The sequence below is a fragment of the Ruegeria sp. AD9 genome (assembly GCF_056542305.1).
Genome location: NZ_JBQFZP010000005.1, coordinates 195,946 through 213,881 on the forward strand (window position 1 = coordinate 195,946; position 17,936 = coordinate 213,881).

General features: G+C 58.4%; 12 protein-coding genes. 5 read left to right on the forward strand and 7 right to left on the reverse strand.

The genetic code is table 11. From position 1 onward, the window contains the following. The first annotated feature begins 50 nt into the window (after window positions 1-50). Window positions 51-1,037 (forward strand): type I glyceraldehyde-3-phosphate dehydrogenase, encoded by a 987-nt coding sequence (locus ACR0AM_RS09940; RefSeq protein ID WP_480622788.1) that lies wholly within the window; start codon window positions 51-53, stop codon window positions 1,035-1,037. A 36-nt stretch (window positions 1,038-1,073) separates the two neighbouring features. Here ACR0AM_RS09940 and ACR0AM_RS09945 read toward each other — a convergent pair whose 3' ends face one another. Further along, the gene (locus ACR0AM_RS09945) at window positions 1,074-2,009 is read right to left on the reverse strand and encodes a LysR family transcriptional regulator (protein ID WP_209598213.1); all 936 of its coding nucleotides are present in this window, start codon (window positions 2,007-2,009) and stop codon (window positions 1,074-1,076) included. A 329-nt stretch (window positions 2,010-2,338) separates the two neighbouring features. Between ACR0AM_RS09945 and ACR0AM_RS09950 the strand changes: the two genes are divergently transcribed. Both ACR0AM_RS09950 and ACR0AM_RS09955 read left to right on the forward strand, forming a co-directional pair. Further along, window positions 2,339-4,144 carry an autotransporter assembly complex protein TamA gene (locus tag ACR0AM_RS09950; protein WP_480622789.1) on the forward strand — a complete coding sequence of 602 codons (1,806 nt, stop codon included), beginning with the start codon at window positions 2,339-2,341 and terminating at the stop codon, window positions 4,142-4,144. Further along, window positions 4,141-8,229 carry a translocation/assembly module TamB domain-containing protein gene (locus ACR0AM_RS09955; RefSeq protein WP_480622790.1) on the forward strand — a complete coding sequence of 1,363 codons (4,089 nt, stop codon included), beginning with the start codon at window positions 4,141-4,143 and terminating at the stop codon, window positions 8,227-8,229. The genes ACR0AM_RS09950 and ACR0AM_RS09955 overlap by 4 nt, the downstream gene beginning before the upstream one ends. A gap of 21 nt (window positions 8,230-8,250) precedes the next feature. On the opposite strand, the gene ACR0AM_RS09960 is transcribed toward ACR0AM_RS09955, so the two are convergent. From ACR0AM_RS09960 to ychF, 6 genes are all read right to left on the reverse strand, one after another. Further along, complete coding sequence (locus ACR0AM_RS09960; protein ID WP_480622791.1) at window positions 8,251-8,772, reverse strand: thioesterase family protein; 522 nt, start codon at window positions 8,770-8,772, stop codon at window positions 8,251-8,253. Between the two features lie 10 nt (window positions 8,773-8,782). Then, window positions 8,783-9,571, reverse strand: a complete 789-nt coding sequence (locus ACR0AM_RS09965; protein WP_480622792.1) for a cyclase family protein — start codon at window positions 9,569-9,571, stop codon at window positions 8,783-8,785. Window positions 9,572-9,682: 111 nt separating this feature from the next. Next, the gene (fdhF, locus tag ACR0AM_RS09970) at window positions 9,683-12,466 is read right to left on the reverse strand and encodes a formate dehydrogenase subunit alpha (protein ID WP_480622793.1); all 2,784 of its coding nucleotides are present in this window, start codon (window positions 12,464-12,466) and stop codon (window positions 9,683-9,685) included. A 13-nt stretch (window positions 12,467-12,479) separates the two neighbouring features. Beyond that, window positions 12,480-14,183 (reverse strand): NAD(P)H-dependent oxidoreductase subunit E, encoded by a 1,704-nt coding sequence (locus tag ACR0AM_RS09975; RefSeq protein ID WP_480622794.1) that lies wholly within the window; start codon window positions 14,181-14,183, stop codon window positions 12,480-12,482. Window positions 14,184-14,268: 85 nt separating this feature from the next. Further along, window positions 14,269-15,150, reverse strand: coding sequence for a LysR family transcriptional regulator (locus ACR0AM_RS09980; protein WP_480494834.1), 882 nt, complete (start codon window positions 15,148-15,150; stop codon window positions 14,269-14,271). Between the two features lie 65 nt (window positions 15,151-15,215). Further along, entirely contained in the window at window positions 15,216-16,313 is a 1,098-nt protein-coding gene (gene ychF / locus ACR0AM_RS09985; protein WP_480605063.1) for a redox-regulated ATPase YchF, read from the reverse strand. A 200-nt stretch (window positions 16,314-16,513) separates the two neighbouring features. Between ychF and ACR0AM_RS09990 the strand changes: the two genes are divergently transcribed. Together ACR0AM_RS09990 and trpA are read left to right on the forward strand one after the other, a co-directional pair. Further along, the gene (locus ACR0AM_RS09990) at window positions 16,514-17,002 is read left to right on the forward strand and encodes an acyloxyacyl hydrolase (protein ID WP_480622795.1); all 489 of its coding nucleotides are present in this window, start codon (window positions 16,514-16,516) and stop codon (window positions 17,000-17,002) included. 79 nt (window positions 17,003-17,081) lie between these two features. After that, on the forward strand, window positions 17,082-17,873 hold the full coding sequence (gene trpA, locus ACR0AM_RS09995) for a tryptophan synthase subunit alpha (protein WP_480622796.1): 792 nt from the start codon (window positions 17,082-17,084) through the stop codon (window positions 17,871-17,873). The last annotated feature ends 63 nt before the right edge of the window (window positions 17,874-17,936 follow it).

Below are 17,936 nucleotides of genomic sequence, written 5' to 3' on the forward strand. Positions count from 1 at the left end.
GTTGCTGATCAGGCATTGAGATCGACCCGACGCCCTGCCATAGCTTGCGCATGAAACTCGCGATAAACGGATTCGGCCGCATTGGCCGCACGATCCTGCGGCAGGTTCTGGCCCTGCCCGAAGGGTCGGATATCGAGCTGGTGCTGATCAATGACATCGCGCCGCTGGAGACCTGTGCTTACCTGTTCAAATACGACAGCACCTTCGGCCCCTATCCCGGCGATGTGTCACAGGGCGATGCTACGCTGATCGTGGATGGACGCTCTGTTCCTATGACCCACAGTGCCGATCTGACACGCGTTGACTTGTCTGGCGTAGACGTAATGCTGGATTGTACTGGGGTCGCGCGCACATCCGACGTGGCGCGTCGCGGGTTATCTGCGGGCGCCAGCAAGGTCCTGATCTCGGGCCCTTCACCTGCGGCCGACTTAACCGTCGTTTTGGGGGCGAACGAAGATCAGTTGGGCAGCGCCCGGATCGTATCGAACGCCTCCTGCACAACAAATGGGCTGGCACCACTGGTCAAAGTGCTGGACCACATTGGCGGTGTTTTGTCAGGCCATATGACAACTATCCATTGCTATACCAACAGCCAGCCCATGGTTGACGCCCCGCGCGGCGACCTTGCCCGGTCGCGGGCCGGTGCGCTGTCCATGGTTCCGACAACGTCCAGCGCCACACACCTGATCGACGTGGTCCTTCCACATCTGGCCGGGCGCATCTCGGGCGCCGCAGTTCGCGTCCCGACAGCCAGCGTTTCGGCGGTCGACCTCGTGGTCACGTTGGAACGCGGCATGAGGGCCGAGGATTTTAATCATGCTTTGCGTCAGGCTGTTGTCGCTTCACCGGTTTTGGGTTGGACAGATATGCCGCTGGTCTCGTCCGATTTGCGGGCGCGCCCGGAATCGCTGGTCATCGCCGGGCCGGAAACCCGCATGGTCGGTGAAAATCAGGTGCGCGTTTTCGGCTGGTACGACAACGAATGGGGCTTTTCGGCCCGCATGCTGGACGTGGCCCGCCTGATGGCCGCGCCGTGACCGGACTTACCTTCGTACTCAGCGTCGGGTCGGAGCCTATGGTTTAGGCCCCGCGACAGGGTATTCTGTAACACGGACCACCTTACTGATCCGTTCAATCATGAAATCCATGAACAGGCGTGCCTTTGGATCCTGATGGCGCCGATGCGTGTATAGGCAGGCCATCTGAACTGAAACAGGCGGAGTTTCCGTCGCAACCGGTACGAGGCGGCCGGATTTCAGATGCTCGGCCACCTCGAAAACCGGCTTCATTGCAATGCCTTGACCGGACAACGCCCAATCCGTCAGAACATCCCCATCATCACATTCGAACCGCCCGGATACGGCAAATCGTTTCGGACCATCGGGTGTGACCAGCATCCACTGAAACTCGGTCGCACCCGGAAAGCGCAGATTCAGGCATTCATGCTTGTCGGCAATCAGGTCAGCCCCGGTCTTAGGCATACCGCGCCGCGCCACATAGTCTGGCGCAGTGCACAGTACACGCTGGCAGTCGGCAATCTTGCGAATACGCAACGTGCTGTCCTCGGGCTGGCCAATGAAAAACGCCAGATCCAGACCTTCCGTCGTCAGATCAACCGAGCGATCCGTCAGGCGCAACCGGACATCAATCTCGGGGTATTCCGCAAGAAACTCGGGCACATGTGGAGCCAGCAATCGCCTCCCCACCCCCAGTGGAGACGCCACGAACAACGACCCGCGCGGTGCCTCGGTCAGATGTGTGACCTGAGCCTCGGCCTCGTCCACCGCATCCAGAACCGCCACCGCACCGGGATAGAATGCCTTTCCCTGCTCTGTCGGGGACAGGTTGCGTGTGGTGCGCTGGAACAGACGTACACCCAGATGGTCCTCAAGCTGCGATATTCGCGCCGATGTCACCGCTGGCGAAATCCTAAGATCCCGCCCGGCCGCAGACATGCTGCCCAGATCGTAAACCCTGACAAAGGTTCGGATGTTGTCGAGATAGGACATTTTTTCGGTTTTTTTGATACCCGTTGACAATATACTGGGAATATCGAAGAACCGCCCGTTTGCCTAGTGAATTGCACTGGGCCAAGACCAAAGGCCGGCCCGGACATTTGTTGCATACGGTTGACTATCGCCTGCAACGCGGCAATTCCAGTCTGCCAATCTAGATGCGCAATACGATGTGTCGGCACAAACCGGGACAATTTGACCAAAATTACCCGATCCCGCGTTTATCCCTTTTCCCAACGGCATTCAGATGTTCTAACCTGACACTATAAGACCGTGCATCACACGGTAGCTGAGATCTGGAACTGGGACAGTTGGGGCTATTCATGCAAGGGCGCATGCCGCAAGGCCGTTTGAAGTGCTGGCTGAGTGCCATTGTCATGGCACTGACGCCGACCGCTCTGATGGCGCTGGAAACCTCTCTGACGGCGCCGGGCGCTTCAAAGGAACTTGTTGAACGTCTGAAAAAGACATCATCGGTGACAACAGCGGAAGAGCGGGGTCTGGATACGCCACTTGAGATCCTGTCTGCCGCTTTGTCGGATTACCGCACGCTTGTGCAGATCTTGTATGACGAAGGGTATTTCAGCCCGGTTGTCAGCATTAAGCTTGACGGGCAGGAAGCCGCTGAGTTGAGCTCTTTGACTGTGCCAGCCCAGATCAACAGGGCCGCAATTACCGTTGAAACCGGGCCAAGCTTCAAATTCGGCACGGCCATTATTCAGCCCCTGGCGTCTGGCACCGTGCTGCCCGAAGGTTTCGCCCCCGGCAATCTAGCAACAACAGGGGTCATTCAAAAAGCAGGCTCGGACGGTGTGCAGGGTTGGCGGAATGCAGGCCACGCAAAAGCCAAAATCGAGGATCAGATCATTATCGCCCGTCACGCACAGGCCCGTCTGGATGCTCAGATTGACCTGGACCCGGGGCGCAGGCTGACGTTTGGCAGAATGTTCATTAAGGGCGACACGGATGTGCGCCACCGGTCCATCGAAAAAATCGCCGGTTTCCCAAGCGGGGAAGTTTACTCACCAGAAAAAATCCAGAAGGTTGGAACGCGTTTGCGCCGAACCGGCACGTTCAACGTCGTCTCTTTGCAGGAACATGAGACAGCAAACCCCGACGGGACACTGGATTTCGACGCCACATTCGAAGACCTACCAAAGCGTCAGCTGACCTTTGGGCTCGAGCTGGCCTCGCGCGACGGCCTCGACGTGACCGCGACCTGGACACATCGAAACATGTTCAAACGCGCGGAACGCCTGCGTTTTGAGGCCGCGATACGAAATATCGGTGGTTCCGAAGATCTTGATGGGCGGATCGGATTGCGTCTGGATCAGCCCGATCGTCTGGGTCCGGACGACAATACATTCTGGAACGTGTTGCTGGAGCGCCGCAACACCGAAAACTACAATGTATCGGTTGCGTCTGTGGCATATGGTGCGCGCCGCACATTCTCGGACACGCTCTATGCCGAAGCCTCGGCTGGGTTACAGTGGTCAGATGCTGACGACGCCTATGGAAGTGGCCGCAAGTTCAGATACTTTATCCTGCCCTTCCGCTCGGAATGGGATGAGCGCGACAATAAAGTCAGCGCCACGCGCGGCTATTATCTGGATTCCGAAGTCATGCCTTTCATTGGCTTTTCCGGCACCGATACGGGTATTCGCCTGTTTGTCGACGGCCGGATCTATACCAGCCTTGGAACTGGCGGCAGGGTTGTGCTGGCAGCGCGGGCGCAACTTGGATCAGTCATTGGCCCGCCAGCAGATGGCGTTACACCCGACTTTCTGTTTTTTTCCGGTGGTGCGGGAACCGTGCGCGGGCAACCCTATGAAAGCCTTGGCATCCCGGTCGGGACCGGTGTCGCAGGCGGCAAATCGTTCCTTGGACTTTCAGGCGAGATCCGGGGCAAGGTGACAGATTCTCTGTCGTTGGTTGGGTTTTACGACTACGGTGTCGTCGATACCTCTTCCTTTATAGGAAGTAGCGCGGAAGATCATGCAGGTGCCGGTATCGGCGTAAGATATGATTTGGGCGGCTTCGGACCCCTCCGGTTTGACCTGGCCTTCCCGGTAAGCGGCTCCAGCGGCAACGGTCTGCAATTCTATATCGGGATCGGGCAAGCGTTTTGAGGCGGCACCTTTCATACCTTCTGCTGATTGGCACGCTGATGCTTGTGCCAGTGGCCGGCCCCGCGCAGGAGGACGAAGGCGGCAGTATGATCGAGCGGTTCCTACAAGACACGCTGTCTGGCGACGATCAGAATGTTACCGTCAAAGGTCTGCAAGGCGCGCTGAGTTCACGCGCCACCATTACCGAGATCACGGTGGCCGATGATGAAGGGGTCTGGCTGACCATCCGGGGAGCGGAACTGGATTGGAACCGGTTGGCGCTGATTCGTGGGCGGTTCTCGGTCAACGCGCTGACCGCACAGGAAATCGACGTCGCCCGTGCGCCGGGCACCACGACCAAGGACACACCGTCCGCTTCTGCCGAGACCCAAGCTTTTCAACTGCCTGAACTGCCCGTGGCCATCGAAATCGGCGAAATCCACATTGGCGAGCTGGCCTTGGGCAAACCTTTGATCGGCGTTGCGGCGGAACTGGCCGTCAATGGCAACCTGTCGCTGGCCGACGGGACGCTGGACACCAAACTGGACATCACCCGACTGGATCGGGCCGGTGATGAAATCTCCTTAGCTGCGGGTTTTCGGAACACTGACAGCCAGATTGATCTTGACCTTCAGGTCACCGAAGCTGCGGGGGGTCTGATCTCGACCGCTTTGAAAATGCCGGACAGCCCCCCGATCGGATTGACCGCGAAAGGGTCCGGGCCGGTGACGGATTTTACGGCCGAAATCAGCCTGAGCAGTGATGGGCAGCCACGGGTGACCGGACAGGTTCGGTTACGTTCTGCCCCAACAGCCGTGGCTAGCGCGGAGGAGGGCATCGCCTTTACCGCAGATCTGGGCGGTGACCTGACGCCCTTTGTCGCTGAGAAAATGGATACGTTCTTCGGCCCCAAAACGCAGTTGATCGTGGATGGACGGACCCTACCTGAAGGCGCGTTGGATATCAGTGATCTGGAACTCAGTTCTCAGGCACTGAACCTGAAAGGGGCGCTGCAACTGGCGCCGGGAGGTCGGCTGCAACTGGCGGCCCTGCAAGGACGCATTACACCGCCCGAGGGGCAAAGCGTCGTCCTTCCGTTGTCAGGTGGCGACACATCGATCGAAGCAGCGCAGGTCTCTGCGTTGTTTGATGAGAAAAACGGCAATCTCTGGGATCTAAGTCTGACCGCTAACGCGGTAAAATCCGATACCCTGAACCTGCAACGCGCGCAAATTACGGCGCAGGGAACTTTGGAACAGGGTGACGTTTTGCGGATCGACGGTGATTTGCAAGCTGCTTTGGACGGTATCGACCTGACTGACGATGCCCTGAACGCAGCCATTGGAGACCGCATTACGCTGGACGGTACGTTCCAGTATGGCAGGGATCAGACCCTGAACCTGTCCGAGGTCGAGATGGTCGGCTCGGACTATGAACTGGGCGTTGATGCCGAGATCAGCGGCTTGTCCAGTGGTTTGGCCGTCGATGGAACCGCGACATTGCAGGCGACCGATCTGGCACGGTTTTCGGGCCTGGCGCAGTTGGAACTGGGCGGTCAGGCCTCTGCCCGGCTCACGGGCCAGGGTTCGCCGCTTGAAGGCAGTTTCGATGGCAAGCTGGAGGTCGAAGGGCGCGGTCTTTCCACAGGGCGCGATGACATTGACCCGGTGATCCGGGGCAACACAACAATCACGCTGGACGCCAAACGCGGAGCGGATGGCGTAGCGATCCGGGATTTTACGCTGATCGGCGACACTCTGCGCGCGCAGGCGGATGGCACGGTTACCACCCCTGACGGCAACGTGACGATTGATGGGCAAGCAACAGTCAACGCACAGGACCTTTCCGTGTTCTCGGGCCTCGCCAAACGTGAGCTTGGCGGTGCGGTACAGGCAAAACTGGACGGCAAAGGCACCGTTCAGACGCTCGAATTTGATGGCACAGCCAGCGTGATGAGCCGGGATGTCAAAACGGGCCTACCCGAAATTGACCCGCTGCTGGTCGGCCGGACCGAGATCACGTTCGACGGCGCGCTGAGCCAGAAGCAGATTGAAATCCGCGACGCGGTGATCAAAGGTTCAGCCCTTGTGGCAAGCGCCGCAGCAACAATTGACGATCCGACGGATGCTTTGGCCGTGGACGGGCAGGTCAGTCTGAACATCCCTGACCTGTCACCCTTTTCAACTCTTGCCCGGAGAGATCTTGCAGGTTCGATCATCGCGGACGTTGCAGGCAAAGGTACGGTTGGCAGCAAGGCATTTGACGTCAAAGGCAACTTGGCTGCTGATGACATCAAATCCGGCATCAATGCAGTTGACAACCTGATCCAGGGGCGAACGAACCTGACGGTGGATGCGGTGAATGACGAGGCCGGTCTGAATATTCGCACATTCCAGCTGATCGGCACCGCCCTTTCTGCGGATGCATCCGGCAAACTGGACCGCGATGCCGGCGGATTGACCTTTTCCGCAGCGCTGGATGATCTGGGGCGGCTGTCGAAAACACTCTCTGGGCCTCTGAAACTGGACGGCAACGTCGCTCCGACACGGTCCGGGCTCGAAGGAACCGCACACTTGCTTGGGCCAGAGAGTTCCTATGCCAAAGTGTCCGGTACGGTGGACACAAATGGATCCGCTGATCTGGACTTCGATGCCAAGTTCAACCGCATCGAAAGGTTTGTGCCAGAGTTTCCCGGCACCCTTACCGCTGCGGGCAATGCCAAGCGGGACAGTGGCGTTTGGACCATCGACGCCAAGGCGCAAGGTCCCGCAGACATCGTCAGCACGGTTGCAGGCACCTTTGATGAAACCAGCAGCAATGCAGATATTTCAGCGAAGGGTGGCGTAAACCTGGGGATAGCAAACGTCTTCATCACGCCTAACAAGATTGAGGGGTCCGCGCGTTTTGATCTAGCCCTCAAAGGCCCGGCTGATCTGGCGTCCCTAAGCGGATCGATTACCACTTCGGGAACATCCCTTGCACTTCCCGGCGCAGGCCAGACCATCACCGGGATCAACGGACAGGTGGATCTGGCGCAAAGCCGTGCAACCATCACGCTGAACGGCGGGGTGCGGGCCGGTGGTGGCTTTACCGTCAATGGACCTGTCGATCTGACGCCCCCGTTCAATGCGCAGATCACGACAACAATCAACAGCCTCGTCCTGACCGATCGGCTTTTATACGAGACGACTTTGAACGGTCAGATTGCGATGACCGGCGCTCTAGCCGGGAACAGTTCGCTGGCTGGGCAGATCACCTTTGGTGAGACCAATATCAACCTCGCTGCGGCTTCGGGGGCTGTAGGTGCCGCACCGATCCCCGAAATACAGCATGTCAACGAAAGCGGTGCCAGTTTCATCACGCGCGAGCGTGCAGGTCTTGTAACCACCAAAGACAAGGGGCAACGCACGTCCAGAATAGCACTGGACGTCAACTTGCTGGCACCCAAAGCCGTGTTCGTAAGGGGGCGCGGTGTAAATGCCGAACTGGGTGGCCGGATATCCATTGGTGGCACCACGACCTCGGTGGTCCCATCAGGTCAGATTGAATTGATCCGCGGTAATTTCGATATTCTGGGCCGCAGGCTGGCCCTGACCAAAGGCATCGTGACCCTACAGGGTGACTTGACGCCTTATATCGAGTTTGAATCCTCTGCCAGCACCTCGGACGGCACCGCGACCATCGAAATCGCAGGGCCGCTGGATTCACCCGAGGTCAGCGTGTTTTCCGATCCCGAACGCCCGGCGGAAGAGGCACTGGCGATGCTGCTCTTTGGGAACAGGTTCTCGGAAATCTCACCCTTCCTGATTGCGCAGATGGCCGCGTCGCTGGCGCAACTCAGCGGTGCTGGAGGGGACGCGACCAAGGGATTACGCGACTCTACCGGTGTTGATACGATTGATGTTGGTGCGTCAGACGGTGGCGCGGGCCGATTGGGTGCCGGGGCCTATCTGGGTGAAAACCTCTATACCGACTTTACCGTCAATACCGAAGGCGATACCGAGGTGAACCTGAACCTTGATGTCACCGACAATTTCTCGGTCAAGGGCACGGTTGACGGTCGCGGCGAAACGGGCATCGGAGTGTTCTTTTCAAAGGACTATTAGGATCGCTTCCGACCTCCAAAATTATTCCCGGCGAATTCCTATCGGTTGGCCGATCTGCGAAGCCGGTTCCAGAGACTTATGGTCATCCACCATTTGCGCAAGACGCGCCGCTGCCCAATCCGGATAGGGCTCGGAGCGCCCGGAGCTGTGGCTGACATTCATGAAAAGCGCCTCTTGCGTCGCGCAAATCTCGTCAGTTTCTGCCAAAAGCATCTGTGCGAAATAATGTCCTCTCTTGCTGTCAGCATCCAGCATACGGAACCTGAAATAAAACGATGAAGCGTCTTTGACCTCCCGCACGAAATGCAGATGAGACTGCAGGATGTAAGGCCCCTGCCCCAACGCCTTGACCTGCACCTCGCCCAGCCCGAGATGGTCAACCATCAGCTTTTCCAACGCCATGTCAAAGGCGACACCGTAATACCCGACATTCATATGGCCGTTATAGTCGATCCATTCGGGCCGTACTTCAAAGCCGCGAATTTCCACCGGCGCAGCGTACGGGCCATCATGCCCGCCAGGAGGTGTCGTAGTCGGCTGCATCTGGCCCCCTTTACTGCGCGTCTTGTTCGTCAAATATTGCAACTGCCCGGACAAATCCGGCAGAGGCCCCTTTAATCTTGAAGGGGAAACAGGAAATCTCGAACCCTGAGGGCGGCAAATCTTCCAGATTGGTCAGCTTTTCCAAGTGGCAATACCCGATGTCCATCGACGCGCGGTGGCCTTCCCAGATTATAGATGGATCTCGGGTCTCAGCGTATTCCTGAGCGGTGAGCGGAAACGGGGCATCCCAGCTCCATGCGTCGGTGCCGGTGACACGCACGCCACGTTCAGTCAGAAAAAGCGTCGCCTCGCGCCCCATTCCACATCCTTTGGCCAGATAATCCGGCGCGCCATAACGTGTCCCTGCAGCAGTGTTGACCACGACGATATCCAGCGGGCAAAGGTCGTGGCCGATGCGCTTCAATTCAGCTTCGACATCTGCCGCGGTAACGACATACCCATCCTCGAAGTGTCGAAAGTCCAGCTTGACGCCGGGGTTCATGCACCATTCCAGCGGCACTTCGTCGATAGTTATTGCCCGTTCACCTTTGTTCATCGTGGAATGATGGTGATACGGCGCATCCAGATGCGTGCCGTTGTGGGTCGCGATCTGCAACCGTTCGATTGCCCATCCTTCACCGTTCGGCAGGTCTTGCCGTTCCAGACCCGGAAAGAAAGACATGACCTGTTCTGCCGTCTGATCATGGGTCAGATATTCAATTTGCGGCAACATGATTGGCGGGTCAGACACGATCCCGGATTCCAACGGAACGGACAGATCGACGAAACGGCGTGCCATAAGAAATTCCTCCACCAACATCTACGACAGGGTTGGTCGAGCGCAAGCGCCTGTCAAGAAAAGAAAAAGGCGACCCATCAGGCCGCCTTCTTTGCTTGATATGTGTTGGTTTTACTCAGCCGCAACTGCGCTTTCGATCTTTTCGACGCGAATGGCCGAGAACTTGAACTCGGGGATCTTGCCATAGGGGTCGATGGCCGAATTGGTCAGGATGTTCGCCGCCGCCTCAACATAGGCAAACGGGATGAACACCATATCCTCGGCAATCGCCCGGTCCGCGCGAACCATGATCTCAATCGAACCACGACGTGTGGTCAGGCGGATCATATCGCCCGGCTCGATTCCCATAAGCTTGAGCGTACGTGGATTCATCGAACAGTTCGCCTCCGGCTCCACCGCGTCCAGAACATTGGACCGGCGGGTCATCGAGCCGGTGTGCCAATGTTCCAGCTGACGGCCAGTGGTGGCGATCATCGGGTATTCCTCGTCCGGGGCCTCATCCGGCGGAATGACGCTGGCGGGAGTGAACTTCGCCTTGCCGCCCGAACGGGGGAAACCATCCCCGAACACGATGGCCTGACCCGGATCGGTTTCGCTGAGTGACGGGTAGGTAATCGTCTCGGTCTCCAGACGCTCCCACGTGATGTTGTCAAGCGACGCCATGGTCAGTTTCATCTCGGCAAAGACCTGCGACACATCGGTGTAGTCCCAATTCAGCCCGATGCGCTGTGCCAGCTCAACCGTGATCTTCCAATCTTCGCGCGCCTCACCCGGAGGAGTAACGGCAGGCCGTACACGCTGTACCTGACGGTTGGTGTTCGACACCGTGCCGTTCTTTTCATAGAGCGCGGAGGCAGGCAGGATGATATCGGCATAGTTCGCCGTCTCGGTCAGGAAGATGTCCTGCACGATCATCAGATCCAGTTTGGCCAGTGCCGCGCGGGCGTGGTTCACATCCGGATCGGACATGGCCGGGTTTTCACCCTGAATATACATGCCCTTGATGTTGCCCGCATATGCCTGATCGATAATCTCGGTCACCGTCAGACCCTTCTCGTTCGAAAAGTCATCCGAATGCCAGACATCATTGAACTTGGCCCGAACACCGTCGTCAGTCACCGACTGATAGTCCGGCAGGAACATCGGGATCAGGCCCGCATCCGATGCGCCCTGCACGTTGTTTTGCCCTCGCAAAGGGTGCAGGCCTGCGCCGGGTTTACCGACATTGCCGGTCATCAGAGCCAGCGAAATCAGACAGCGCGAGTTGTCGGTGCCGTGAATATGTTGGCTGACGCCCATGCCCCAGAAGATCAGGCCCGCTTTGGCCTGCGCAAAGGTGCGGGCGACCCGGCGCAGTTGATCCGGTTCAATACCACAGATCGGTGCCATCGCTTCGGGCGTGAAGGCGCGCAGGTGCTCTTTCTCGGCCTCCCAGTTCTCGGTCCAGCGATGGATGTACTGGCTGTCATACAGCTCTTCCTCGACGATCACGTTCATGATCGCGTTCAGCATCGAGACATCCGCGCCGGGGCGGAACTGCAGCATTTCGTCGGCGAACTTGCGCATACCAACGCCGCGGGGGTCCATCACGATCAGCTTGCCGCCACGCTTGGCGAACTGCTTGAAATAGGTCGCCGCGACAGGGTGGTTCTCGATCGGATTTGAACCGATGATGATCGCCACATCGGCGTTCTCGATCTCGTTGAAGGTCGCCGTCACCGCGCCCGAACCCACATTCTCGATCAGCGCCGCAACGGATGAGGCGTGGCACAAACGGGTGCAGTGATCGACATTGTTGTGCTTGAAGCCCTGACGGATGAACTTCTGGAACAGATACGCCTCTTCGTTGGTACACTTGGCCGAACCGAAGCCTGCAACCGAGCGTGGGTCTTTGGCACGCAGGGCCATCAGCTTGGTCGCGGCCAGATCCATCGCCTCTTCCCAGGTCGCTTCACGGAAATGGGTCGACAGATCGCCCGGATCGACGTTCAGCCCCTTGGCGGGCGCATCCTCGCGCCGGATCAGCGGTTTGGTCAGGCGGTGTGGGTGGTGGATGTAGTCAAAGCCAAAGCGACCTTTGACGCACAAACGACCTTCGTTTGCGGGGCCGTTGATGCCCTCGACATACTTCACCTTGCCGTCCTTGACCTTCAGCGACACCTTGCAGCCCACACCGCAGAACGGGCAGACGCTTTCGGTCTCGCTATCGTAATCCTTGCTGTCTCCCTGCTGCTGGTCGTCCAGCACGGTCGCAGGCATCAGCGCACCGGTGGGGCAGGCCTGAACACATTCACCGCAAGCAACACAGGAGGAGGTACCCATCGGGTCATTCTGGTCAAACACCACCTGCGCCGTATGACCACGACCGGCCATGCCAATCACGTCGTTCACCTGCACTTCGCGGCAGGCCCGAACACAAAGATTGCAGTTGATACACGCATCCAGATTGACACGCATCGCCACATGGCTGTCATCCAGCAGCGGGATTTTCTCGGCCTCTTTCGCAGGAAAGCGGCTGTTGCTGACATCGTTCAACTTGGCCATATCCCAGAAATGGCTGGATACGTCATGCGGCTGCTCGGGCTGGTCAGCCACGAGCAATTCCATCACCATGGCACGCGATTTTTCGGCGCGGTCGGTGTCGGTCTTGACCACCATCCCATCGGCCGCCGGGCGGATGCACGAGGCGACCAAAGTACGCTCGCCCTCCACCTCGACCATGCAGGCGCGGCAGTTGCCATCGGGGCGGTATCCCGGTGCAGGCTTGTGGCACAGATGCGGGATCACCAGGCCCCGGCCATTGGCCGCTTCCCAGATCGTGGTGCCCTCGGGCACGGTGACGTCATCGCCGTTCAGGTTGAAGGTGACGGTCTTGGTTGGGCTTGCGTCAAGCATGGCTCTGTCTCCCTCAGATTTCGTCAGCGAAATGTTTCATGACCAGACGGATGGGGTTCGGGGCCGCCTGCCCCAGACCGCAGATCGAGGCATCGGCCATCACCTGGCACAAATCTTCCAACAGATCGGTATCCCACTTGTCGGCTTGCATCAGCTTGACCGCCTTTTCGCAGCCTGCCCGGCAGGGGGTGCACTGGCCACAGCTTTCATCCTCGAAGAACCGCAGCATGTTCAGCGCAGCATCGCGGGCGGTGTCCTGATCGGACAGAACCACAACGGCGGCAGACCCGATGAAAGTGCCAAGCGGCTGAAGCGTGTCGAAATCGAGCGGGACGTCGTCAATGCCCGAGGGGAGAAGACCTGACGACGGCCCGCCCGGTTGATACGCCTTGAACACATGGCCATCAGCCATGCCGCCGGCGGCATCAATCACATCAAGAATGGTCGAACCTGCGGGCAGTAGGTGAACGCCCGGCTTCGCCACACGCCCCGAGACCGAATAACTGCGCAGGCCCTTGCGGCCGTTCTTTTCAACAGAGTTCAGAATCTGCGGCCCTTCGCGGCAAATTTTTGAGACCCAATAAAGCGTCTCGACATTGTGCACCAAGGTTGGACGGTTAAAGACCCCAACCTGCGCCACGAACGGAGGACGATGGCGCGGCAGGCCCTTCTTGCCCTCAATCGATTCGATCATCGCGGATTCTTCGCCGCAGATATAGGCACCGGCACCCCGTCGCAGGTCGATGTAACCCTTTGCGACGATACCGGCATCTTCCAATGCCGCAATCTCACGACGCAGAATTTCCAGTACTGCCGGGTATTCGTCGCGCATGTAGATGAAGCAGGTCTCGGCCTCAACCGCCCATGCCGCGATCAACATACCTTCCAAGAAGACATGCGGCGTGCGCTCCAGGTAATAGCGGTCTTTGAATGTGCCGGGTTCACCCTCATCGCCGTTCACGGCCAGATAGCGCGGGCCGTCGTTCATGCGAACAAAGCCCCATTTCTTGCCCGACGGGAAGCCAGCGCCGCCCAGACCACGCAGGCCCGAGGCCAGAACAGTTTCCTGGACTTCTTCCCAGTTCCCGCCGTTGCGCAGATCTTTCAGCTTGGCGTAGCCGCCGTTGGCCTCATAGGCCTCGAAGGTCTCATAGTCGGGCAGATGCGCATGGGTGTCCCCTGCCGCAATCGCCGACTGCACCTTTTCGGGGGTCGCATGGTCGATGTGGTTGTGGCCGATCTCCAATACCGGAGCGGTATCGCAACGCCCCATGCAGGGCGCGCGAACAACGCGAACTTCGGCAGGGTCCAAACCGTCTTCCAGCGCCTTCTGCAACTGCTGGGCACCGGCCATTTCGCAGGAGAGGGAATCACAAACCCGGATGGTCAATGCCGGAGGAGGCGTCTCACCTTCTTTCACCACATCGAAATGGGCATAGAAAGTCGCGGTTTCATAGACCTCGGCCTGACCGATCCGCATTTCCACGGCAAGCGCCGCAATATGGTCGGCGCTGATATGACCGTGTTCGTCCTGAATCAAATGCAAAAACTCGATAAGCAGGTCGCGGCGACGCGGGCGATCACCCAGCAGGCGTGTGATTTCAGCCTGCGCCTCATCCGTGAACTGACGGCCCTTGGGTGTGTGCCGCCCCTTGCCTTTACCTGACTTCCAGACGCCCTTGGGTGTGCCTGATGGCTTGGTATCTAATGGTGCCATGATGCCCTCCGATTGAGGTTCCGTCTCTCATCAGGCAAACATATCGTCAAATCGCTTTTCGCAATCGCACGATAACGACGCCTTATCACCGCAAAGAGGTCACCACATCCCGCAAAGCCTTGACGGTTGGCAGCTCGGGATCCCGGCTGAGGGTTGCCAGACAAATCGGTTTGCTGACAACAGGTTCAATCAGCGGCAACACTTTCGTTCCCTTCAAATCGCCCAGCGCGCGCACCAAAACCCGAGGGACAACCGTCGCTGCCAGCCCTTCACGCACCATGACCATCGAAGCCGTGAAACCGCTGGTTTCGGCCACGATGTCAGGGTGCAGCCCCTGTTCGGCAAACACCCGGTCCAGAATTCGCCGGTTCTGCATCTGCGGCTCCAATAGGCTGAGCGGAAATTCTGCGACCTGCGCCCACGGAATCGGGCCGGTCTGGTCCGTCAAATGCGTGGGCACCAACAACACATAGGTTTCCTCGTAAAGAGGGTGAACCTGCCGGAAATCGGTGCCGATACTGTCACCATAGGTTACCCCGGCATCTAGGCTGCCTTCGTCCAGCCGATGTTGAATTGCGGTGGCGGACATGGTTTCAATGCGTGTGACGATACGAGGATGCGCGTCACGCAGCCTTTTGACCAACCGCCCCGTGAAGGCGATTGCGGTCGGGATCACGCCGAGGATCAGTGTGCCCGTAATCTCGCCCTTGGCAGCAAGCACCTGCTGTTCCAGCGCCTTGGTGTCGTCCAGAATGCGCCGCGCCCGCTGGACGATCATCTCGCCCTCTTCGGTCAGCCCTTGAAAGCGGTTGGCGCGGCGGACGATGGAGACACCCAACCGATCCTCAAGATTGCGGATGCGCATAGAAAACGCAGGCTGTGAAATCCCGCACTCCTCGGCCGCCTTGGCAAAATGCCGATGCCGCGCCAAAGCGCTGAGCAGTTGCAGGTCGCGGATTTCGATCAAGGAAAGCTCCAATGCTGCGGTTAGGGCAGGATACCCCGCTCACCCGACAGGAACAGCCCAATTGATCAGGTATTAAACAAAAAGTGCATCACATCGCCGTCCTTGACGATATAGCCCTTACCCTCCGCCCGCATCTTACCCGCCTCTTTCGCGCCCTGTTCACCATTGGCAGCGACATAGTCGTCATAGGCGATGGTCTCGGCACGGATGAAGCCCTTTTCGAAATCGCCATGGATCACACCTGCTGCTTGCGGTGCAGCGGTGCCGGTGCGGATGGTCCAGGCGCGGGCCTCTTTCGGGCCGACGGTGAAATAGGTTTCCAGCTTCAGCAGATCGTAACCGGCGCGGATCAGACGGTCGAGGCCGGGCTCTTCCAGTCCCATTTCCTCAAGGAACATCTGGGCTTCGTCCTCATCCAGCAGGCTGATTTCTTCTTCGATCTTGGCGCTGATGATGACATGGGCATTGCCCTGAGCAGCAGCCATATCGGCCACGCGGGCAGAGAATTCGTTGCCTTTTGCGGCGTCTTCCTCGGACACGTTGCAGACGTACAGAACCGGTTTGGTGGTCAGAAGTTGCAACATCGTCCACGCCTTGGCGTCTTCGTCGCTGACTTCGACCAGACGTGCGGGCTTGCCGCTTTCCAGCATGGCCTGCGCCTGGGCCAGCAGGCGATCCTGCTGTTGCGCTTCTTTGTCGTTGCCCTTCAGCTTGCGCACCAGATTGGCCCGACGCTTTTCGATGCTTTCCAAATCGGCCAGCATCAGTTCGGTTTCGATCGTGTCAGCGTCCGCAACCGGATCAACGCGCCCGTCTACATGTGTCACGTCGCCGTCTTCGAAACAGCGCAGCACATGGGCAATCGCATCCGTTTCCCGAATGTTCGCCAGAAACTGGTTGCCCAGCCCTTCGCCCTTTGACGCGCCTTTCACCAGACCCGCGATATCCACAAAAGTCATCCGCGTTGGGATGATCTGTTTTGAGGATGCAATCGCCGCCAGCTTGTCGAGGCGGGCGTCGGGAACCGCAACATCCCCGACATTTGGCTCGATGGTGCAGAACGGGAAGTTCGCGGCCTGCGCAGCTGCGGTTTTGGTCAGCGCATTGAACAGGGTCGACTTGCCGACATTCGGCAGACCCACGATTCCCATTTTAAAGCCCATCACGGCCTCCTGCATAGAATACGATCGCAGCTTCTATGCAGGTCCGCCTGATTGCGCAAGGGATTGCTGGCGGCTCTTTGGCAGAGTCCATTTCGCCACATCACAAAATTGTTTGGAAAACGTGTTCTTGCCGAAATTGAAAAACGACGGCTACGAATACCAGTTAATAGCGCACGATCACTTTTTGTTGGCGGACACAGATGAAGCACTTTTTTCTTGCAACCGTACTGGCGGCAACGGCCTGCGCGTCAGCCCAGGCCCAGACCGTAGTTTTTGGTGCCGGATACGCGGACTATTCTGAAGACACATCCGAAGATCAGGGCCTGGTCTCGATTGAATACCACCATGCACCATTTCATCAGGCCACGCGGTTTCGCGCCGGTTGGGGCGCGGCCCTAACTGTAGATGAGGATGGGGACACGCATATCGGCGCGGGCCTGGTTGGGCAGTATGCGCTAAGCGATCGCTGGTTCGTGGAAGGCAGCGTGATGCCTGGGTATTATAACGCCAGCAACGACCTGAATGATTTGGGGGGCGATTTCCAGATTCGCAGCCTTTTGGGACTTGGCTATAACCTGAACAATGGCAATAGCGTGTCTGTCGCACTTACCCATAAATCCAACGCCAGCACAAATGACGAGAACCCGGGCGTGAATGCCCTGCTGGTACGCTATCATCTGGGCTTCTGATCCATTCCTGTTTGGGCGGGATTGATTTTCGGTCAAAGTTTCTGCACATCAGGTCGAAACCCGAGTGCAAGGACATCCGATGACCCGTATCGACGCCAAGTTCGCCGCCCTGAAAGCTGAAGGCAAGAAGGCCTTTGTCGCCTATGTCATGGCCGGGGATCCCGACTATGACACTTCGCTTGAAGTGGTCAAAGGCCTGCCTGGTGCTGGCGTGGATGTTATCGAGCTGGGCCTGCCCTTTACCGACCCGATGGCCGACGGCCCTACTATTCAGGCCGCAGGCCAACGTGCGCTTGAGCGGGGCATGACCTTGCAACGCACATTGGATCTGGCACGAGTGTTTCGGGAAACGGACGATACAACCCCCATTGTCCTGATGGGGTATTACAACCCAATCTACAGCCGGGGTGTTGACGCGTTTCTGGCCGATGCAAAAGCGGCAGGGATTGACGGTTTGATCGTGGTGGACCTTCCCCCCGAGGAGGACGCAGAACTCTGCCTGCCCGCGCAAGCGGCAGGTCTGAATTTTATTCGCCTGGCGACCCCGACTACGGATGACAAACGCCTGCCACGTGTTCTGCAAAACACTTCTGGCTTTGTTTATTATGTCTCGATCACCGGGATCACTGGCGCAGCCGAGGCAGAAGCAACCGATGTTGGCCCCGAGGTTGCCCGCATCAAGGCCGCGACCGATCTGCCGGTGATCGTGGGGTTCGGGATCAACACGCCCGAAAAATCGCGCAATATTGCCTCGGTGTCGGATGGCGCGGTGGTCGGGTCAGCGATCGTCAGCCAGATCGGCGCAGGTAAACCTGTGGCCGACGTGCTGACCTTTGTGAAATCTCTTTCGGATGGCGCGCACAGCGCCTGATTTCGCAGCCAACATGCGAGAATGATGACCCGTCGCGGATACCGCGGCGGGTTTTTTGTGACC

What these genes read in the sequence shown, in the direction of transcription:
- ACR0AM_RS09940 (WP_480622788.1), top strand. Translation starts at nt 51, where the DNA reads ATGAAACTCGCGATAAACGGATTCGGCCGCATTGGCCGCACGATCCTG.
- ACR0AM_RS09945 (WP_209598213.1), bottom strand. Translation starts at nt 2,009, where the DNA reads ATGTCCTATCTCGACAACATCCGAACCTTTGTCAGGGTTTACGATCTG.
- ACR0AM_RS09950 (WP_480622789.1), top strand. Translation starts at nt 2,339, where the DNA reads ATGCAAGGGCGCATGCCGCAAGGCCGTTTGAAGTGCTGGCTGAGTGCC.
- ACR0AM_RS09960 (WP_480622791.1), bottom strand. Translation starts at nt 8,772, where the DNA reads ATGCAGCCGACTACGACACCTCCTGGCGGGCATGATGGCCCGTACGCT.
- ACR0AM_RS09965 (WP_480622792.1), bottom strand. Translation starts at nt 9,571, where the DNA reads ATGGCACGCCGTTTCGTCGATCTGTCCGTTCCGTTGGAATCCGGGATC.
- fdhF (WP_480622793.1), bottom strand. Translation starts at nt 12,466, where the DNA reads ATGCTTGACGCAAGCCCAACCAAGACCGTCACCTTCAACCTGAACGGC.
- ACR0AM_RS09975 (WP_480622794.1), bottom strand. Translation starts at nt 14,183, where the DNA reads ATGGCACCATTAGATACCAAGCCATCAGGCACACCCAAGGGCGTCTGG.
- ychF (WP_480605063.1), bottom strand. Translation starts at nt 16,313, where the DNA reads ATGGGCTTTAAAATGGGAATCGTGGGTCTGCCGAATGTCGGCAAGTCG.
- ACR0AM_RS09990 (WP_480622795.1), top strand. Translation starts at nt 16,514, where the DNA reads ATGAAGCACTTTTTTCTTGCAACCGTACTGGCGGCAACGGCCTGCGCG.
- trpA (WP_480622796.1), top strand. Translation starts at nt 17,082, where the DNA reads ATGACCCGTATCGACGCCAAGTTCGCCGCCCTGAAAGCTGAAGGCAAG.